This window comes from Clostridium sp. AM34-9AC, from assembly GCF_003480225.1.
Taxonomy (GTDB): domain Bacteria; phylum Bacillota; class Clostridia; order Lachnospirales; family Lachnospiraceae; genus Acetatifactor; species Acetatifactor acetigignens.
On the sequence record NZ_QUIU01000031.1, the window covers coordinates 31719 to 47422 of the forward strand.

Here is a 15704-nt window from a genome sequence, read left to right on the forward strand (position 1 = left end):
CCGTTTTACTGCATTACTGCATTGCTTCTGCCAGCATCCGTTCCTCATGACCCTTTTTGTCCCTCACCATCTTCTTCATAAGGAAATGATAAGCGATCCAGAGGAAAATACCTGCGGTCAGCCAGGCTGAGGCATTGGCAAAGCACACACCCACATAACTCATCAGATGCGCTGCCGCAAAAGCCACGATACCACGGCTCAACAATTCCACCACACCGCCCATCATGGGCATGAAGCCGAAGCCACAGCCCTGCAGCGCATTTCGGAAGATAAATATCATTCCCAGCGGAATGAAGAACATGCCGCAGATCGTAATATACGTTCTGGCATATCCACATACCATCTCAACCTGTTCGGAGATGAACAGCGGTACAATATAAGGAAGTGCTATATATACCAGTCCGTAGACAAGCACCGCATAGACACCGGACATGATATTGGCAGCTTTCACGCCCTTACGAATCCGGTTCAGATCATTGATGCCGCGGTTCTGCGCACAGTAAGTTGCCATAGTCACACCCATTGCAGCAAAGGGCTGTGTCACCAGCTGTTCCACCTTGCAGGACACAGAATAAGATGCCACCACGGTAGAACCCAGCAGATTCAGTGCTGCCTGTACCAGAATAGTACCGATAGCTGTAATGGAAAACTGCAGTGCCATGGGAATTCCCACGGTCAGCTGATTTTTCACACACTGACTTTCCAGTCTGCAATGCTCCGGACGGATATGCAGTGTAGGTACTCTCTTAATAATATAAATCAGACACAGTACACCGGACAATCCCTGAGAAATGATGGTAGCATAAGCTGCACCGCCCACTCCCATATGACCGTAAACGATCAGTACATAATCCAAGACAATATTCGTCACCGAAGCGATCACCAGCAATACTAACGGCACCACACTGTTGCCGATGGCACGCAGGATACTGGACAACAGGTTATACAATACATTGCAGGCAATTCCCGCACAGATGATCATAATATATTCCTTCGTCATATCAAAAATATCTTCCGGAGTATTCATCACCCGAAGCAGCCTGTCCATGCTGGCCATACTGACTGCCGTCATCACGATTGTCACGATCACCGACAGGATGGCTGCGCTTCCGATACTTTTGCGCATACCCTCCCGGTCCCCGGCTCCGAAGCGTTGTGCCGTCAGCACAGTAAATCCGGTGGTCAGTCCCTGGGTAAATCCCAGGATCAGGAAGCTTACCGACCCGGTGGCTCCTACTGCCGCCAATGCATCCACACCTACGAACCGACCCACGATAATGGTATCCACCATACTGTATAACTGTTGGAAAATATTACCTATGATAATAGGAATGATAAATTTTGTAATCAGCTTAGAAGGACTGCCCTTCGTCATATCAAGTTCCATAAATCTCTTCTCCCGAAAAAACAGGGCCCCGGAAAGCCCCGTCTCTTATACACATGTATACTTTACACATGTATACTTGTTTCTCAATATTACTGTAAATCGTCAATATCCCCGATCTCTCCGGAACCGATATCCAGCATGTTCACGGTTCTGCGCTTCAATCTGGCTTCTTCCGACTCCTTCAAAATAAATTCCTTGATCGCTTTGGAGTTGCGGATATGCTCGATCAACAGTTTGGGATGCGTAGTATCACCGGTATAGCAGACAATGGTGCCAAGTCCTACCATTCTCTCCCAGATACTTGCCGTATGCTCCACATCCTGTACCTTGTACATATAGCAGTCATTCTCTACCTTGGTGAACACACCTGTATCCACAGTGATCATATCCTCTTTGATCACATACCTGGTAAAAGTAAAAGGTAATCCTAAAAATAACCAGCGCTTCTTTTCCACAAATTCTACTGACATAGTGCCCTCCTTTTATTGCCTGGTCCGGTATTCCACAGCCGCTGTAACGTACAGTAGAACCGTCTTTTACACAACCGGCTTCATCGATATAGTTCTCTTTGCCTCATTATATGATATCCTATCCGGGAATGCAAAACCTTTCTGTCATATCCACACAAATTTTCTATATTTTTTCACTCTTTCCTGCTTGATTCTACCCTTCAGAAATGCTATTATATTACAAATGCAAAAAAACAGGAGGATAAACAATGACCGCAAAAGAATGTATCACAGGCCGCAGAAGTATCCGTCAGTACACGGATCAGCCGGTATCTCATGAGCTTCTGGCTCAGATCGTAGAGACAGCTTCTTATGCTCCCAGCTGGAAGCATACGCAAATCGTTCGTTATATCGCTGTGGAAGGCGAAAAGAAAGCGAAACTGGCAGCATGTACTTCCTCCTTCCCGGGTAATGGCAAGATCATGGAGAACGCTCCCATGGTCGTTGCAGTAACCGTGATAAAGGGCAGAAGCGGTTTCGAGAGAGACGGCTCCTTCACTACCGCCAGAGGCGATGCATGGCAGATGTTCGATGCCGGTGTTGCCAGCGAAGCATTTTGTCTGGCTGCTTACGAGCAGGGCCTTGGCACCGTGATCATGGGTATTTTCGATCAGCAGGAAGCTGCTGATCTCCTTGAGATTCCTGAAAATCAGGACCTGATCGCACTGATCCCCATCGGTTATCCCGCAGAAGCACCCGTTGCTCCCAAACGGAAACCCGTAACGGATCTGTTATCTTATCAACAGTAATTTTAAAGTCGAAGAGTTTTTCCTCTTCGACTTTTTTCTGGTCAGGGTATGAGCTGTCTGCTTCCTGCGGGCCCTGTTTCTACCCGCATCATAAGAAAAGCGCTGTATTCTTATGATGTCGCATACACAAGTGAACACGGATTCTCCTATTCCGTACGGTCACTGTGTCGAAAATAGCAGCGCAGAAACGAGGAAATGAAAAAATGAGACACTTGATGAACCCACTTGACTTCTCTGTTGAGGAACTCGACAAGCTGTTCGCTCTGGCAGACGACATTGAGAAGGATCCCGCCAAATACGCCCACAAATGCGACGGCAAGATCCTCGCCACCTGCTTCTATGAGCCCAGCACCCGCACACGTTTAAGCTTTGAATCCGCCATGACCCGTTTAGGCGGCAGAGTCATCGGCTTCTCCGATGCGGCTTCCTCTTCTGCTTCTAAGGGAGAAAGTGTATCCGATACCATCCGCATCATCTCCTGTTATGCGGACATCTGCGCTATGCGCCATCCCAAGGAAGGTGCTCCCATGGTAGCTGCAGAGAAATCCCTGATCCCCGTGATCAATGCCGGTGACGGCGGCCATCAGCATCCCACCCAGACCCTGACGGACCTACAGACCATCCGCAGCCTCCACGGCGATCTGAATAATTTTACCATCGGTCTGTGCGGTGACCTGAAATTCGGTCGTACCGTACACTCCTTGATCAACGCACTGGTGCGCTACGAAGGTATCAAATTCATCTTCATCTCTCCCGAAGAGCTGAAGATCCCTGACTATGTCACCGACATGCTCCGTGAGAAAGGCATTCCTTTCCAGGAAGTTATCCGTCTGGAAGATGTGATGCCGGAACTGGATCTCTTATACATGACCCGTGTGCAGAAGGAGCGTTTCTTCAACGAAGAGGATTACGTCCGTCTGAAAGATTTCTATGTACTGACCAAGGAAAAGATGGAACTGGCAAAACCCGATATGCTGGTACTGCATCCCCTTCCCAGAGTCAATGAGATCGCCGTGGAGATCGATGACGATCCCAGAGCCGCTTACTTCAAGCAGGCTCAATTCGGTGTCTATGTCCGTATGGCCCTGATCCTGACTTTGCTGGGTCTGGCATAATTTCATTCCATACGAATTCATTTATTATCTGTACACTCGACAGCAAACTTTTTTCGTCATGTGTACCCGCGTGCGGAATCGAACAACCGCAAAATATTAATAAATGTGAATCTTCCATAAAAGGAACGTGACTCACAAGTATTTGTACCTGCACCGGGCTCAAATGTCCGAAAATCCGCAGGTTAAGGAAAGGCATGGTTATTCATATGTTAAATGTAGGAAAAATCGAAGAGGGCTTCGTCCTCGATCATATCAAAGCCGGAAAAAGCCTCTCGATCTATGAGCACCTTCAGCTGGATAAGTTAGACTGCACCGTTGCTATCATTAAAAACGCCCGCAGCGGAAAAATGGGCAAAAAAGACATTCTGAAAGTAGAATGTGATATCAATATGCTGGATCTGGATGTGTTGGCATTCATCGACCACAACATCACCGTCAACGTCATCAAAAATGGTGAGATCGTAGAGAAGAAAGAACTGGTACTTCCCAAACAGATCAAAAACGTCATCAAATGCCGCAACCCCAGATGCATCACTTCCATCGAGCAGGGACTGCCCCACGTATTCGTCCTCTCCGATGAGAAAAAAGAGATCTACCGCTGCAAATACTGCGAAGAGAAATACAGCGAAAGCTAAGAACCTTATACAACAAATGCCCTATCAGCAGCCGCTGGTGGGGCATATTTACAATACTTATTCCGCATCATCCTCTGTTTTCTTTTCACTATCTTCCTGCTTCTGCATATACATTATTTCTAACCTTACCTGAATTGGCAGTAATAGCAGAAAACCAATTAATCCATATAAAATTCCATTTAATGCAATTGAAATGGAAATACTTAATCCTGCAAAAAGAAGTGTTCCTTCCCCCATAGGTTGAATTGCCATAAAGCTGATACAGCTTTCGAGGAATCCCATTCCCAAAAATGTGATTTTCGCAAGATTTATCGCTGATTTTGCCTGAAACAATTGTTTTATTGATACTGATTTCTTTTTTCCAAAAATAATCCGAAAGGAATCAAAAAAGGGTAGTCCCAAATTTGTCCCCAGCAAAAATAAAGCAGTAACTAAAAACATACTCAATAATGTAGGCATATCCACAAAAAGCATATTCATACTGATTCCCATATTGGTAATAACAGAATATAAAACAACGAATAAAAAAATTATCACAGTTATCCCAAAAGCCAATAATGAACTTCGGCTTTTCTTTTTGCTATTCTCTGTTTCCTGTAAAAGATTCATCATATTGACTTCAGCTTTTTCAGTGTAACCGTTTTCCAACAAATGTTCACCTGACAGGAACTCATTAATACTAATTTGCAGAATGTGGCATAACGGAACAATCAATGCCAGTTCCGGCATTCCTTTGCCTGCTCGTGTCAACCCTAGACCAAAAAAAATTTAATTTTTTTGTACCCTCAAATATCACTTTCTATTATACCTGCTATCGCTGTATATTGAAAGCAATACTTATGCCTGCAGAAGAAAGGAGTGCCATATTTTCTCGACACTCCAAACTCCATAAGCATCCATCTTACTTGAAAAATGGATCATCTGTATTCCATACAATCTCTATATTGTCCTCTCCATTGATAATCACTTTTTTGATTACCTTCTGGATTTTCTCTCTGTCAAAAGATTCCATATTGATGATACTTTCTAACTGTGTCTCAAACTTACTAGAAGAATTATCTTCTGGCGGTATTTCTGTTTTAAGCTGTTCGATTTCCTGATGCAATTCATCAATCTGCTCCACCATCGCCTTTGAACGCTTGACATACTCTTCTCTTGTGAGCTTGTCATCCTTATAATCAGAATACAACATCATCTTTTTACTGCTGAGGCTCTTCACCTTCTTTTCAAGTGTTGCAATCTTTTCTTCCGGAGATACTTCTTTCGATTTACCAGCTTTCTTTATTCCTTTCTCATCCAGATAAGCTGTTGCATACATATTTACAATTTTCATGATTGCATCTTCAACCTTGGCAACTTCCACCCTGTTGTTTTTGCATGGAGAATTTTCCTCAATTCTGGACGAGTAACAAAGAAGAATGTCACCTTTTACCCTTTTGCTGGGTACCAAGGCTCTGCCACACACACCACAATAATAAAACGGATTATAGTTTCTCTTACCACGCTTTAAACGAACACATTTTTTTGAATTAGCGTGTGCCATATCAAATAATTCCTGAGTAATAATGGGTTCATGGCAATTTTCTATCACCATCCATTCGTCTTTAGGAACATAGCTTGAAGTGTTATTGCTGCCTATCCTCTTCTTAGTTTTATTCCATATCAGTTTTCCAAGATAAACTTCATCGTTTAATATATCCCGGATAGAAGAAGTACTCCACAGACTTTTTACTTCAACTGCATGAAAAACGTTTCTGCTTCCTTTTCTCTTTTTATATGCAGATGGTGTATCAATACCCTGAGCATTTAGGTAATTTGCCACTTCCGTTTTACTTTTGCCCTGTGCGGTCAGTTCAAATATCAGCTTAACCACTTCTGCTGCTTCCGGATCTACAATAATCTTATGCTTATCATTTGGGTCTTTGACATATCCATACCTTAACTGACCACTGATGTTCTCACCTTTCAGTATCCTTGTGTGCATTGCAGAACTGACTTTATTAGACAAGTCCCTGCTATAAAGCATATAGATTAAGTTCTTAAACGCAACATTCATACCGCCCGTCGAACCATCATAGTTATCGCTGTCATAATTGTCATTAACTGCAATAACTCGTACCTGATAAAGTGGAAGTATCTGCTCCAGAAGACTACCGACTTCAATATAATCCCTTCCGAGTCTGGATAAATCCTTTACAACAATGCAGGATATTTTATCAGCTCGGACATCCTCCATAAGCTTCATATAGCCCGGTCTTTCAAATTTTGTTCCGGTAAATCCATCATCACAGTATTCCTGTACCTTCGTATCCTTAAGCTCCGAATGATTGCCAATAAATGATTCTAACAATTCCCTCTGACTGGATACACTGTTACTCTCTTCCTTCTGATTTAATGATACATCCTCATCTTCCATAGAAAGGCGAATATACATAGCAGTTATCTTACTCATACAAATCACCTTCTCTCTTATTCTTTACCTGTAACAGTTCTTCCAGACAATCATCATAAACCAGATTTACGGAAATTCTTCCATCTTCAAACACCTGTACCTTGTCAACAAATGCATCTGCCAGCTCTTTGTTAAGCTTTCTGCATTTCAGATATTTATTGATAAGGTTTTCCCAGTCTTCATCAATCTTATAATTCTTTGAATACAGGTTCTGAGATACTAAAAGATTATCAATCTCCTTCTTCAAAGCTTCGCTTTTTAGAAGATACTGCTGTTTTAATGTCAGATATTCGCTCTCATTAATCAAATGTTCTGAGTAATCTCCATATAACTCAGAGAACTTGCGGTTTACTTTCTCCAGTTCCCTGCGCTGTCTGGTAATGGCTTTTTCATACACATCGTATTTTTTCAGTCCGCTGCTTCTTGCATTTAATTCCCGTATCACTTTTAATGCGTCAATACAGCAACGCATATGATTTGAAATCTGAGCAAAGACAGCTTTGTTGACTTCCTCCTGATCAATTTTGTGTCTTGAACATGCCGGATTAATACCATCTGAAAAAGTTCCACAAAAATATACATACGATTTTGTTGTTCTTGGAGAAAGTCTCATTCCCTTGCCACAGTCTCCGCATACGATTTTTCCCTTTAGCAGATTCATTTCATTAGGTGGGTGTTTTGTAAACTCTTTTGCAAAATAAGCATCCGAGATTTCCTTTACTCTTTCCTGTGCCTTTTCAAATGTCTCTTTGTCAACAAGCGGCTCATGCGTATTTTCAACAATGACCCATTCACTTGGATCTGTTGCATGGAGTGGAATATTATTGTATTTCTCAATTACCACTTTCCCATGCACCGCCGAACCAATATATGCCTGATTTGTCAGTATTGACTTAACTGTTGTTTTGGTCCATACACCATTGGTTTTTACGTTCAGCTGGTAACCAAGAGATTTTAAATACATCAATGGTGACATTATTCCCTGCTCATTCAGATATTTTGCAATTGGTGTATATCCTTTGCCCTCTAAAAACAATTTATAAATAAGTTCTCCATTAATATCCTCCACATAGATATCATATTCGCTGAGTTTTCCAAGTGTATCAATGACGGTCTCATCTGTTGCACCAATCATATCCTTTGAAAGTGTTATGATTGTATTAACATCTTCCTCCATATTTAAACCGATAAACGCATATTTCATCGGAAATGAAACTCCTTCTGTAGAAGCAGGCTCTGAAAGCATAGCTACAATTTCATAGCCATTATCCTGACAATACTTTTCAAGCAACTTCGGCACAAAATGATCTGTAGCCTCTAATCCTGTTTTTGCATAATATATAATTGCTCTTTCCATCTTAAAATCTCCTTATAAATAATATTGATTTGATACTGTGCGCACTTTATCTCCTCACATAAGCTGACTTATCTGTACTCTCCACACCATCACACCTAAACATTTCTTTTCTGTCGGTAATCATAAATCAGTTTGTGTGGGAAGATAAAATACTATCTTCCCGGTTTCTCAACCTTCCCCGTATCGGGTAACATATCCTTTGCCAGCCACAAACACTTCGTAGTTTCCTGCCCATCTGGACTTACGAAAGTAGCCACTCTCTGAAAATGCATTTCGCTGAAATTCAGGTGCACTTATTATCTCATTACCTCCGGCTGCTAACCCGGTAGGCACAACCCTCTGCTCTTATCCTTAAAGGCTCCTGCTGTTACGTTTCTCATAATCGGCTACAGCTCTGAGGATAGTCATCGCACGAAATGGGATTCTGCCACCCTGTCATAGACAAGGCGATATAAGCTCGTGGGATATGCGTGTCCTATTCTGTTTTCAATATTCAACGGTTCTTTTCTCAGAACCTGAACAGAGTATAACTGACACCACGCATCTTCTACAGTAACCGACACTCTTTTGAACTAAGAGTAACACTCCCACCTGTTCCAAATCCTTATAAAAAAAGCCGGACTGCATCATCAAAAATGCAATCCGACTTTTTTATTCTGTCAGAAGTTTCATATTGTCAACGGCATTTAATACCATATTCCGGATAAACTGTACTTCCTTCTCCTTCAGACCAACCAGCAGATCATCGACTTCTGCCTTTCTTTCACACCCACACACAAGATAATCCAATGTTATATGAAACAATTCAGCAATACTAATCAGCGTATCTATTTTTGCTCCATTTACACCAGCTTCAATTTTCCGCAGAGCATCCACTGACAATCCAATCTGCTCGGCAAGCTGCTGTCTTGTCATTCTTCTTGCCGCACGCAACTCTTTTATTCTTTCTCCACTATTAACAATATCGTAGTACACCTTCCACTCTTTTCCGGCACCTTATATATTTGCTTAAGCTGTATTCATTGTACCGTAAGCGAATCTTTTGTCAGAGTGACTAAACCAGCTATTTCAGGTGGAATATTGTACACCTTAATACCAAGAATATAAATATTTGAGGATTAAAAAAAGAGATATTTCCAAACTCTCATTACATTTTGGAAATATCTCTTTACTTAATATCCTCATCCGGCACAAACTCCATGATGTCCTCTATCTTACAATCAAGTATGGAACATAATCTGTTTAGGATTACCGTTTTTACGACCATATTCTTTCGCAATCGCTGTAACTGTGCTTTATCTATTCCATAATCTTTAATTAGTGCATACTGGCTAATATTTTTCTTCTTGAGTGTAATCCATAACCTGTCATATACTATCATTACAAAGACCTCCTCCTTGTATTCTACGCAAGAGTGTCCTATAATGATATGGTGCGTGTATGCACCATACTGTATGTATATGATAGAATAGAAAATAGCCATAATCTGCATAGAAAACAGCTCTCAAGGTTATTATGTAATATAGAACGGATTATCTGTTTTACTTTTATGGTATTCAACCGGGACAATTCAATCACCTGACAATTTGCCCGCAGATACCCTTTTCAGAAAGGATTCACAACAACACTATGAATGATAAAAACACATACTCTGTTGATAAATATTTGAAAATCATTGCCGAAAAAGAAGGAATCACAAAAGAAGAAGTCCAACAGGAAATTGGGTGGGCAGTTTCTATTGCTTTAAAAAGCCCTGATCCACAAATGCAACGCTTCTGGACAGACTTTCCATGTGAAAATGAAACTCCCACCATTGAAGAAATCATATACCATCTCGCTGAAAAATTTGCAAAAGAGTCATAGACAAAGGACAGGATAACTACCCGTCTATTCACTCAGATAATCTTCCTGTCCTCTTAATATTTGTTCAATCATATGTAATGCAAATTCTATTTCTCTTTCGTCACACTGATTCATCATAAATGCAAAACGCTCAATGTGTTTTTCTGGGTGCTGCTGGCTCATCAGAACCGTAGGCGATACCTATTTTTAATACATTTTGCTATTGCACATATCGTTTCACTGCAATCTTTCCCATAACCATAAATACTGCTATCAGGACTATACTTACATACCCGGCATAAAAATAATCTTGCAGATCCAGACAAAACAAAATGATAAGAACACATACCTGCAATGCCGTTATGCAATGTGTTACCCTTGCATAATACCTTCTTTCTTCCTCATCAAGCGGTTTATTGATACTTTCCACTGGGGCAAGGACAATAATAATTACCACGGCAAGAACTCCGATCAATAAAATCAAGGCATTAGGAACATTTTTCATTACAGGCTCATATGTATAAACCGGAATAAATAAAATTGCCATTGAAATCAAAAAACAGCCGATTCTACTCTTACAGTGGCTGCCCCCACTATAGCTTCTCAACGAGGCATAAAATAACAGGAAGACCAGAACAAGTCCCGGTCTCCCCGTCACAATGCCAAATATTCCAGAAGCCAAAAGGTTTCCTGCAACAACAATACCATTTTCTATCCCATATTGGTACAGTTCTGCCTCCTCTTTTTGAACAATCCCCTTTTGTATCAATATTTCATTTATCTTCTTTGCAAATTTAGCAATCATACCCTGTTACCACCTTAAAATTTTCTAAGTTTTTTCGCATTATCCGGTAACTTGTCCTGTCCGAAAATAAACCAGCAGCAACGGTTCATATTTGTTGCAGTTACCGTAAGGGCAAGTGCTGCCACGCTGCTTAATGCTCCATGACTGAGTCGGTTCATCAATCTTCTTAATTTTGACATATATGTATGTCCTCCTTTTCATTTGATGAATGCACTATATCATACTTTACAGGAAAATCCGTCAAAGTGTAACAGATTGACATTTAAGTGTAACACTTTGCATTTATTCCCTCACTTCAATTCCATAGAGCATTGCTGAAACCTCAAATATATCCCCTTTATCTGTAAAACTGACCGTTCCATTGTATTTTTCTATCACTTTACGGACACTCTGAACACCATGCCCATGTCTGATATTATCTTTCTTGGTTGTTTTCAGGCTTTTATTTTTCTTTCCTGTTTTGCTGTTTGTTATTACAAGAAGCAAAATCCCCGACTGGTACTTATTTTCAATCTTTACAAAACGCTGTCCCTCCGGCACCTTGCTACAGGCTTCTACCGCATTATCCACAAGATTTCCATACAATACACCTATATCCCCGTGATCAAGCTGCATCTGCTTTGGAATACGAATAGATGTTTCTACTTTTATTCCCCTCGCCTTTGCCCTGCCAAATTTAATGCGGAGCACAGAATCTACGATTGGATTATCAGAATACTGCTTTTCATCTATCTGCTCAAATTCCTTGCACATCGCACCGATTTTCTCTGAAAGTTCCTGCCCATCACTATTTTCCACCAGATAATACAGTTCATGCAATTTATGTTTCATATCGTGCTTTAACTTCTGCACTTCCTTATTCTGTTTTTCTGCTTCTTCATAACAGATGTCTTTATAGTGCATTTCTTCCCTGTACATTGCATCCTCATACTGTTTTTGCACAAGATAATTAAAGCGTTCCATCATATACAGCATAAAATAATCTGTCAGGACAATGGAAATTACAATACTGGCACACATAAGCAGGCTTTTTTCACTGCCAGCTTCCAATGACAAAAGAATAACAAAGCAACAGTTCAACACCGTAAAGGCAAATACCATAACAAGCACACCCAAAATTTCTTTCGGAAAATCAGCAATCTGCATCCCTTTCTTTGAAATCAATTTTGACAGAATACACATCACATTTCCACGAACAAAGCTGCATATTACCATTACAAAATAATATTTATAACTTTCTCCCATATGAAAATTCATCGCATGGAGTAACAGCAAAGCTACAGGTTCAAACAGCATTCCAATACCCATGAATGTCACAATATTTATAATTCTCGTCCACATTCCTGATATATAATAAAATGATAACAGTATAAGCACAATCAAAAGAGTCGCAAGATTCAGATACGGATTTTTTATGCTACTGACAAATGTCCATATAATTGCAGCAATGGTAAATCCAGCCAATATCCATACCTTTGATACTGGTTTCATTTTCTTATTGGAATGAAAATAATACATAAACACTGCCAGATCAAACAGGCTGATGGCAAAGCGTATCACATATTCCATCCTTAAACCATCCTCCTTACAAACTCCATATGTTTTTCTTTTAAATTCTGCTTATGGGAACGGGCAATCAGAAGTCTTTCTTCATTGTCCATCACTACTTCATCTCCCTCAATCGCCCTGATATGCCCAAGATTGATGATATATGATACATGAATATGGGCAAAAACCTTATCATCAAGCTGTTTCCATATTTCTTCAGTTGTCATATTTGCCTTGAAATTTTCTGAGATCGTATGTATCACTGCCTGACGACCTTTCTTCTCAAAATACACAATATCATCGCAGCTAATACGAAACTGATTTTTTCGGAACTGAAAGACAAAGTCACGCTTTATCATATGAAGATACTGCATGGCTTTTAAAAGGACGGACTCCAGCTTTTCCACTGTAATCGGTTTAGAAATATAGTCAAAGGTAATAACCTCAAAAACATCCATAACATACTGCGTATATCCAGTCAGGAATACAAACAATGCTTTGGCATCTATTTTCCGGATTTCTTTTGCAAGCTGCAAACCATTCATCTCCGGCATTTCAATGTCAAATATATACAGATGATACATTTCCCCATCATCTATAACATGCTTCAGCAACTCCTTCGCTGTAAAATACACTTCATAAGAAAACTGGTACTGCGCTAACTTATCAAAAGCACTTTCCAGCATTTCTACATCTGTTCTGCTGTCATCACAGACCGCAATATTAAGCATAACACTTCCTCCTTTTCGGGCTTGGAAGTAGGAAGCACTTCAATTTATCTAATCAACTTAGATAAATAAGCCAGCACACGGTCAAAAAAATCATTTCTCTGCTCCTTTGTGCTGTTCGCAACATAGTAATCCAGATTAAAATCTTTCATACTGCTCTCACCTGTTATCAGATATGTAGGATCAATTCCATATTTATGATAGAGTGTCAACACTTTATCTACAGATATTCCCGTTATACCCGCCTCAAGCTTTCGATAATGTTCTACTGTAACATCCAATACATCCGCAATTTCTGACTTTTCGAGGTTCATATTCAGTCTTGCCTCTCTTAGTCTCTTTCCTATCTGTATATTGGCATCTTTTCTTCCTGTGTCCAAGATTTTGCACCTCTTTTCCATGTTAATCATATCAATGGGACTTTGATTCTCATAGTCCAGAAAACAACCCAACGCACATCATTTTATGCTCGTAAGTAGGTTAATTTGTGCTTTTATTAAAAAAACGAATGGCACATCTGATACCATTCGTCTTTATCTGCTTTATATTCTGTTGTAAATCCTATTAGCGGACGTTTTTTGGCTATTTATCATATCCATCACTGCATTTCTTTTACTCTGACATCCACAGTATTTTTAAAATTTTCAATCTGATGTGAATACTGTTCATTCATAAGCGTGGAATGAATCATAAAATCCGCTGTTGCAGAAGAATTGTCATCCAATTGCTTTTATCCATGTAATATCCCGGCAGAAAGCCTTTCATGTGTGTCATAACACTTATCATATCCGGCTTACATTTTACAACCATAATATCAACCCTATCTTTTGTATCCAATCCGATTTTAAAGCCTTCCAAATTCATAAATACTGCGTACCATTTTCCATTGTCATTACGAAGTATTGCACTATCTGGTAAATCATTCCACAGATATTCTGGAATTGTTCCATATTGTTTTTTTACATATTGAAATATAGTGTCTCTGTACATACTGTGTATATCTCTGATCTTGTACTTTCATATTTATAAGTTTTGTACCAATAAAATTTCTGATAGTATATTCAATTTATAGAAAAAAGCGAAAATATTTAGTATAATGCTTCTTATAAAGAACTATATTTCATTTTGAATTATATATTTTCAAGGAGTATTTATATGAAAATAATAAAAATTTTGAATTATATATTTCCATTGATAATAGGCGCCTTATGCTCATATATGGGATCATTGACACATATTGGAAAAAATAATATATTGCAGATTATTATGATTTTTACATTAAGTGTCATTTTTTCTATTTTATTATTTTATGATGCAAAAACAGAACTTGATAAGTTGCAGAAATCTTATCACAATAATTATTCGAATATTATAACCAAGTTCCTAATTCTCAAAAATATTGTTATACAATTGTTTGCAATAATTATTGGAGCAGTTTGTTCATCTTTAGGAAATTGGGATAAAAATCAATCTGGTTTTTCTATTAAATCTAATATCCTTATCATTTTTGGAATTATTTATATATTGTTTGTTATATACAGTATATATAATGATGAAAAAATAGATAGCAATATTAAGAAATATGTTTCTAATATTGAAATGTTGAATGAGATATATGAGAATGTTCAAACAAGCATAGTCTGTATTAATCATGCAATTATAAAAGAATTAGAAAAAGTTCAAAAAAATATTTATAAAGTGAACATAGATACCGCTGGAATTGAATATAGTATAAACAGATTGTGTAATGAACTTTATAACACAATAGCCAAATTTGACAAAGGAAGTTTTTGTGTATCGTACTCTAAAAGAATTGACCAAAAATTCATAATGAATATCGGATATGCAGGCGATAACAATATTTTCCACAAAAATATTGTAAAAAGAAACATTGATATAGATAATCATCTTGATAGTAAAATTATGAAAGTAAATAATAAAGATATATTTATTTATTGTCAGAAAGAAGATATCAACAAATTATTTACTTATGGCAAAGGATATGAAAATAGATATAATATGTACTTTGCTATTCCGGTATACATTAACGATGAAATACAAGGACTTTTTCAAATTACATATTTTTCAGAAAGTACTCTTTTTAACGAAAAAGAAAACATAGATTTTTTAATAAATAAAATTTTTCCTCAATATATTAGTATTACATTATTAATTAATGAAATTTATAACAGTTTTAGAACTATGGACACCAGCGATTAATACAAACACCCAAAATATCAATGCCCTTTTTTATAATGTGTTTTTATAAAAAAGGGCATCACTCTCTTGTAATATGTATAGGACACTGAATTCCTCACTCTAAAAATCTCCCTGTGGATATGCATAGTTGTCCAATATTGTCCCATAATTGTTTATTGTTATAAATGGAATAAACGATTACAATCCCGTCACTTATTTTAATACGGAAGATTAAAAAATATTTCGTTGCAAAACAGATCAGGCAGGTCGAAAGACCTGCCTGTGTTATCTATTCATGGTTTGATTAAGAAGCTCCTACGGAATGCCCCTAAAAAACGTAAACGTCAAATCCTGCGCCTTGGCTAATTAGTCTTTTTG

The 15704-nt window shown here is 38.8% G+C and carries 18 protein-coding genes; 5 read left to right on the plus strand and 13 right to left on the minus strand.

Going from position 1 to position 15704, the window contains the following annotated elements; all coding sequences use genetic code 11:
• Positions 1 to 13: 13 nt before the first annotated feature.
• Both DW835_RS15570 and DW835_RS15575 read right to left on the minus strand, forming a co-directional pair.
• A complete protein-coding gene (locus DW835_RS15570; RefSeq protein WP_117465829.1) occupies positions 14 to 1387 on the minus strand; it encodes an MATE family efflux transporter in 1374 nt (457 codons plus the stop codon).
• 89 nt (positions 1388 to 1476) lie between these two features.
• Complete coding sequence (locus DW835_RS15575) at positions 1477 to 1857, minus strand: PH domain-containing protein (RefSeq protein WP_117465828.1); 381 nt, start codon at positions 1855 to 1857, stop codon at positions 1477 to 1479.
• Positions 1858 to 2105: 248 nt separating this feature from the next.
• Between DW835_RS15575 and DW835_RS15580 the strand changes: the two genes are divergently transcribed.
• From DW835_RS15580 to DW835_RS15590, 3 genes are all read left to right on the plus strand, one after another.
• Entirely contained in the window at positions 2106 to 2645 is a 540-nt protein-coding gene (locus DW835_RS15580; RefSeq protein ID WP_022154718.1) for a nitroreductase family protein, read from the plus strand.
• 203 nt (positions 2646 to 2848) lie between these two features.
• The gene (gene pyrB / locus DW835_RS15585) at positions 2849 to 3760 is read left to right on the plus strand and encodes an aspartate carbamoyltransferase (protein ID WP_118731398.1); all 912 of its coding nucleotides are present in this window, start codon (positions 2849 to 2851) and stop codon (positions 3758 to 3760) included.
• Between the two features lie 206 nt (positions 3761 to 3966).
• The gene (locus DW835_RS15590; protein WP_118731399.1) at positions 3967 to 4395 is read left to right on the plus strand and encodes an aspartate carbamoyltransferase regulatory subunit; all 429 of its coding nucleotides are present in this window, start codon (positions 3967 to 3969) and stop codon (positions 4393 to 4395) included.
• Between the two features lie 57 nt (positions 4396 to 4452).
• On the opposite strand, the gene DW835_RS15595 is transcribed toward DW835_RS15590, so the two are convergent.
• The 5 genes from DW835_RS15595 to DW835_RS15615 all read right to left on the minus strand — a co-directional run bounded on the left by DW835_RS15595 (position 4453) and on the right by DW835_RS15615 (position 9585).
• Positions 4453 to 5124 carry a hypothetical protein gene (locus DW835_RS15595; RefSeq protein WP_118731400.1) on the minus strand — a complete coding sequence of 224 codons (672 nt, stop codon included), beginning with the start codon at positions 5122 to 5124 and terminating at the stop codon, positions 4453 to 4455.
• Between the two features lie 172 nt (positions 5125 to 5296).
• Positions 5297 to 6847: a recombinase family protein gene (locus DW835_RS15600; RefSeq protein WP_118505500.1), complete on the minus strand. Its 1551-nt coding sequence runs from the start codon at positions 6845 to 6847 to the stop codon at positions 5297 to 5299.
• Positions 6840 to 8204 (minus strand): recombinase family protein, encoded by a 1365-nt coding sequence (locus DW835_RS15605; RefSeq protein ID WP_118505498.1) that lies wholly within the window; start codon positions 8202 to 8204, stop codon positions 6840 to 6842. Before DW835_RS15605 ends, DW835_RS15600 begins: the two co-directional genes overlap by 8 nt.
• Before the next feature lie 651 nt (positions 8205 to 8855).
• Positions 8856 to 9179 (minus strand): helix-turn-helix transcriptional regulator, encoded by a 324-nt coding sequence (locus DW835_RS15610; protein ID WP_005602820.1) that lies wholly within the window; start codon positions 9177 to 9179, stop codon positions 8856 to 8858.
• A gap of 193 nt (positions 9180 to 9372) precedes the next feature.
• On the minus strand, positions 9373 to 9585 hold the full coding sequence (locus tag DW835_RS15615; RefSeq protein ID WP_014081251.1) for a helix-turn-helix transcriptional regulator: 213 nt from the start codon (positions 9583 to 9585) through the stop codon (positions 9373 to 9375).
• A 248-nt stretch (positions 9586 to 9833) separates the two neighbouring features.
• On the opposite strand from DW835_RS15615, the gene DW835_RS15620 reads away from it, so the two are divergent.
• On the plus strand, positions 9834 to 10067 hold the full coding sequence (locus DW835_RS15620; protein WP_055067726.1) for a hypothetical protein: 234 nt from the start codon (positions 9834 to 9836) through the stop codon (positions 10065 to 10067).
• Between the two features lie 199 nt (positions 10068 to 10266).
• Here the strand turns inward: DW835_RS15620 and DW835_RS15630 are convergent, their stop codons facing one another.
• From DW835_RS15630 to DW835_RS15660, 6 genes are all read right to left on the minus strand, one after another.
• Positions 10267 to 10851, minus strand: coding sequence for an accessory gene regulator B family protein (locus tag DW835_RS15630; protein WP_118375753.1), 585 nt, complete (start codon positions 10849 to 10851; stop codon positions 10267 to 10269).
• Positions 10852 to 10865: 14 nt separating this feature from the next.
• A complete protein-coding gene (locus DW835_RS15635; protein WP_006859755.1) occupies positions 10866 to 11030 on the minus strand; it encodes a cyclic lactone autoinducer peptide in 165 nt (54 codons plus the stop codon).
• 103 nt (positions 11031 to 11133) lie between these two features.
• Positions 11134 to 12420 (minus strand): sensor histidine kinase, encoded by a 1287-nt coding sequence (locus DW835_RS15640; protein ID WP_118504577.1) that lies wholly within the window; start codon positions 12418 to 12420, stop codon positions 11134 to 11136.
• 2 nt (positions 12421 to 12422) lie between these two features.
• Positions 12423 to 13130 carry a LytTR family DNA-binding domain-containing protein gene (locus DW835_RS15645; protein ID WP_015567858.1) on the minus strand — a complete coding sequence of 236 codons (708 nt, stop codon included), beginning with the start codon at positions 13128 to 13130 and terminating at the stop codon, positions 12423 to 12425.
• Between the two features lie 44 nt (positions 13131 to 13174).
• On the minus strand, positions 13175 to 13507 hold the full coding sequence (locus DW835_RS15650; RefSeq protein WP_014081275.1) for a helix-turn-helix transcriptional regulator: 333 nt from the start codon (positions 13505 to 13507) through the stop codon (positions 13175 to 13177).
• Positions 13508 to 13814: 307 nt separating this feature from the next.
• A complete protein-coding gene (locus DW835_RS15660; RefSeq protein ID WP_227701398.1) occupies positions 13815 to 14117 on the minus strand; it encodes an MmcQ/YjbR family DNA-binding protein in 303 nt (100 codons plus the stop codon).
• A gap of 228 nt (positions 14118 to 14345) precedes the next feature.
• Here DW835_RS15660 and DW835_RS15665 point away from each other — a divergent pair, with 228 nt between their 5' ends.
• The gene (locus tag DW835_RS15665; protein ID WP_182430334.1) at positions 14346 to 15347 is read left to right on the plus strand and encodes a hypothetical protein; all 1002 of its coding nucleotides are present in this window, start codon (positions 14346 to 14348) and stop codon (positions 15345 to 15347) included.
• Positions 15348 to 15704 lie beyond the last annotated feature (357 nt).

What these genes read in the sequence shown, in the direction of transcription:
- DW835_RS15570 (WP_117465829.1), bottom strand. Translation starts at nt 1,387, where the DNA reads ATGGAACTTGATATGACGAAGGGCAGTCCTTCTAAGCTGATTACAAAA.
- DW835_RS15575 (WP_117465828.1), bottom strand. Translation starts at nt 1,857, where the DNA reads ATGTCAGTAGAATTTGTGGAAAAGAAGCGCTGGTTATTTTTAGGATTA.
- DW835_RS15580 (WP_022154718.1), top strand. Translation starts at nt 2,106, where the DNA reads ATGACCGCAAAAGAATGTATCACAGGCCGCAGAAGTATCCGTCAGTAC.
- pyrB (WP_118731398.1), top strand. Translation starts at nt 2,849, where the DNA reads ATGAGACACTTGATGAACCCACTTGACTTCTCTGTTGAGGAACTCGAC.
- DW835_RS15590 (WP_118731399.1), top strand. Translation starts at nt 3,967, where the DNA reads ATGTTAAATGTAGGAAAAATCGAAGAGGGCTTCGTCCTCGATCATATC.
- DW835_RS15595 (WP_118731400.1), bottom strand. Translation starts at nt 5,124, where the DNA reads ATGCCGGAACTGGCATTGATTGTTCCGTTATGCCACATTCTGCAAATT.
- DW835_RS15600 (WP_118505500.1), bottom strand. Translation starts at nt 6,847, where the DNA reads ATGAGTAAGATAACTGCTATGTATATTCGCCTTTCTATGGAAGATGAG.
- DW835_RS15605 (WP_118505498.1), bottom strand. Translation starts at nt 8,204, where the DNA reads ATGGAAAGAGCAATTATATATTATGCAAAAACAGGATTAGAGGCTACA.
- DW835_RS15615 (WP_014081251.1), bottom strand. Translation starts at nt 9,585, where the DNA reads ATGATAGTATATGACAGGTTATGGATTACACTCAAGAAGAAAAATATT.
- DW835_RS15620 (WP_055067726.1), top strand. Translation starts at nt 9,834, where the DNA reads ATGAATGATAAAAACACATACTCTGTTGATAAATATTTGAAAATCATT.
- DW835_RS15630 (WP_118375753.1), bottom strand. Translation starts at nt 10,851, where the DNA reads ATGATTGCTAAATTTGCAAAGAAGATAAATGAAATATTGATACAAAAG.
- DW835_RS15635 (WP_006859755.1), bottom strand. Translation starts at nt 11,030, where the DNA reads ATGTCAAAATTAAGAAGATTGATGAACCGACTCAGTCATGGAGCATTA.
- DW835_RS15640 (WP_118504577.1), bottom strand. Translation starts at nt 12,420, where the DNA reads ATGGAATATGTGATACGCTTTGCCATCAGCCTGTTTGATCTGGCAGTG.
- DW835_RS15645 (WP_015567858.1), bottom strand. Translation starts at nt 13,130, where the DNA reads ATGCTTAATATTGCGGTCTGTGATGACAGCAGAACAGATGTAGAAATG.
- DW835_RS15660 (WP_227701398.1), bottom strand. Translation starts at nt 14,117, where the DNA reads ATGTACAGAGACACTATATTTCAATATGTAAAAAAACAATATGGAACA.
- DW835_RS15665 (WP_182430334.1), top strand. Translation starts at nt 14,346, where the DNA reads ATGGGATCATTGACACATATTGGAAAAAATAATATATTGCAGATTATT.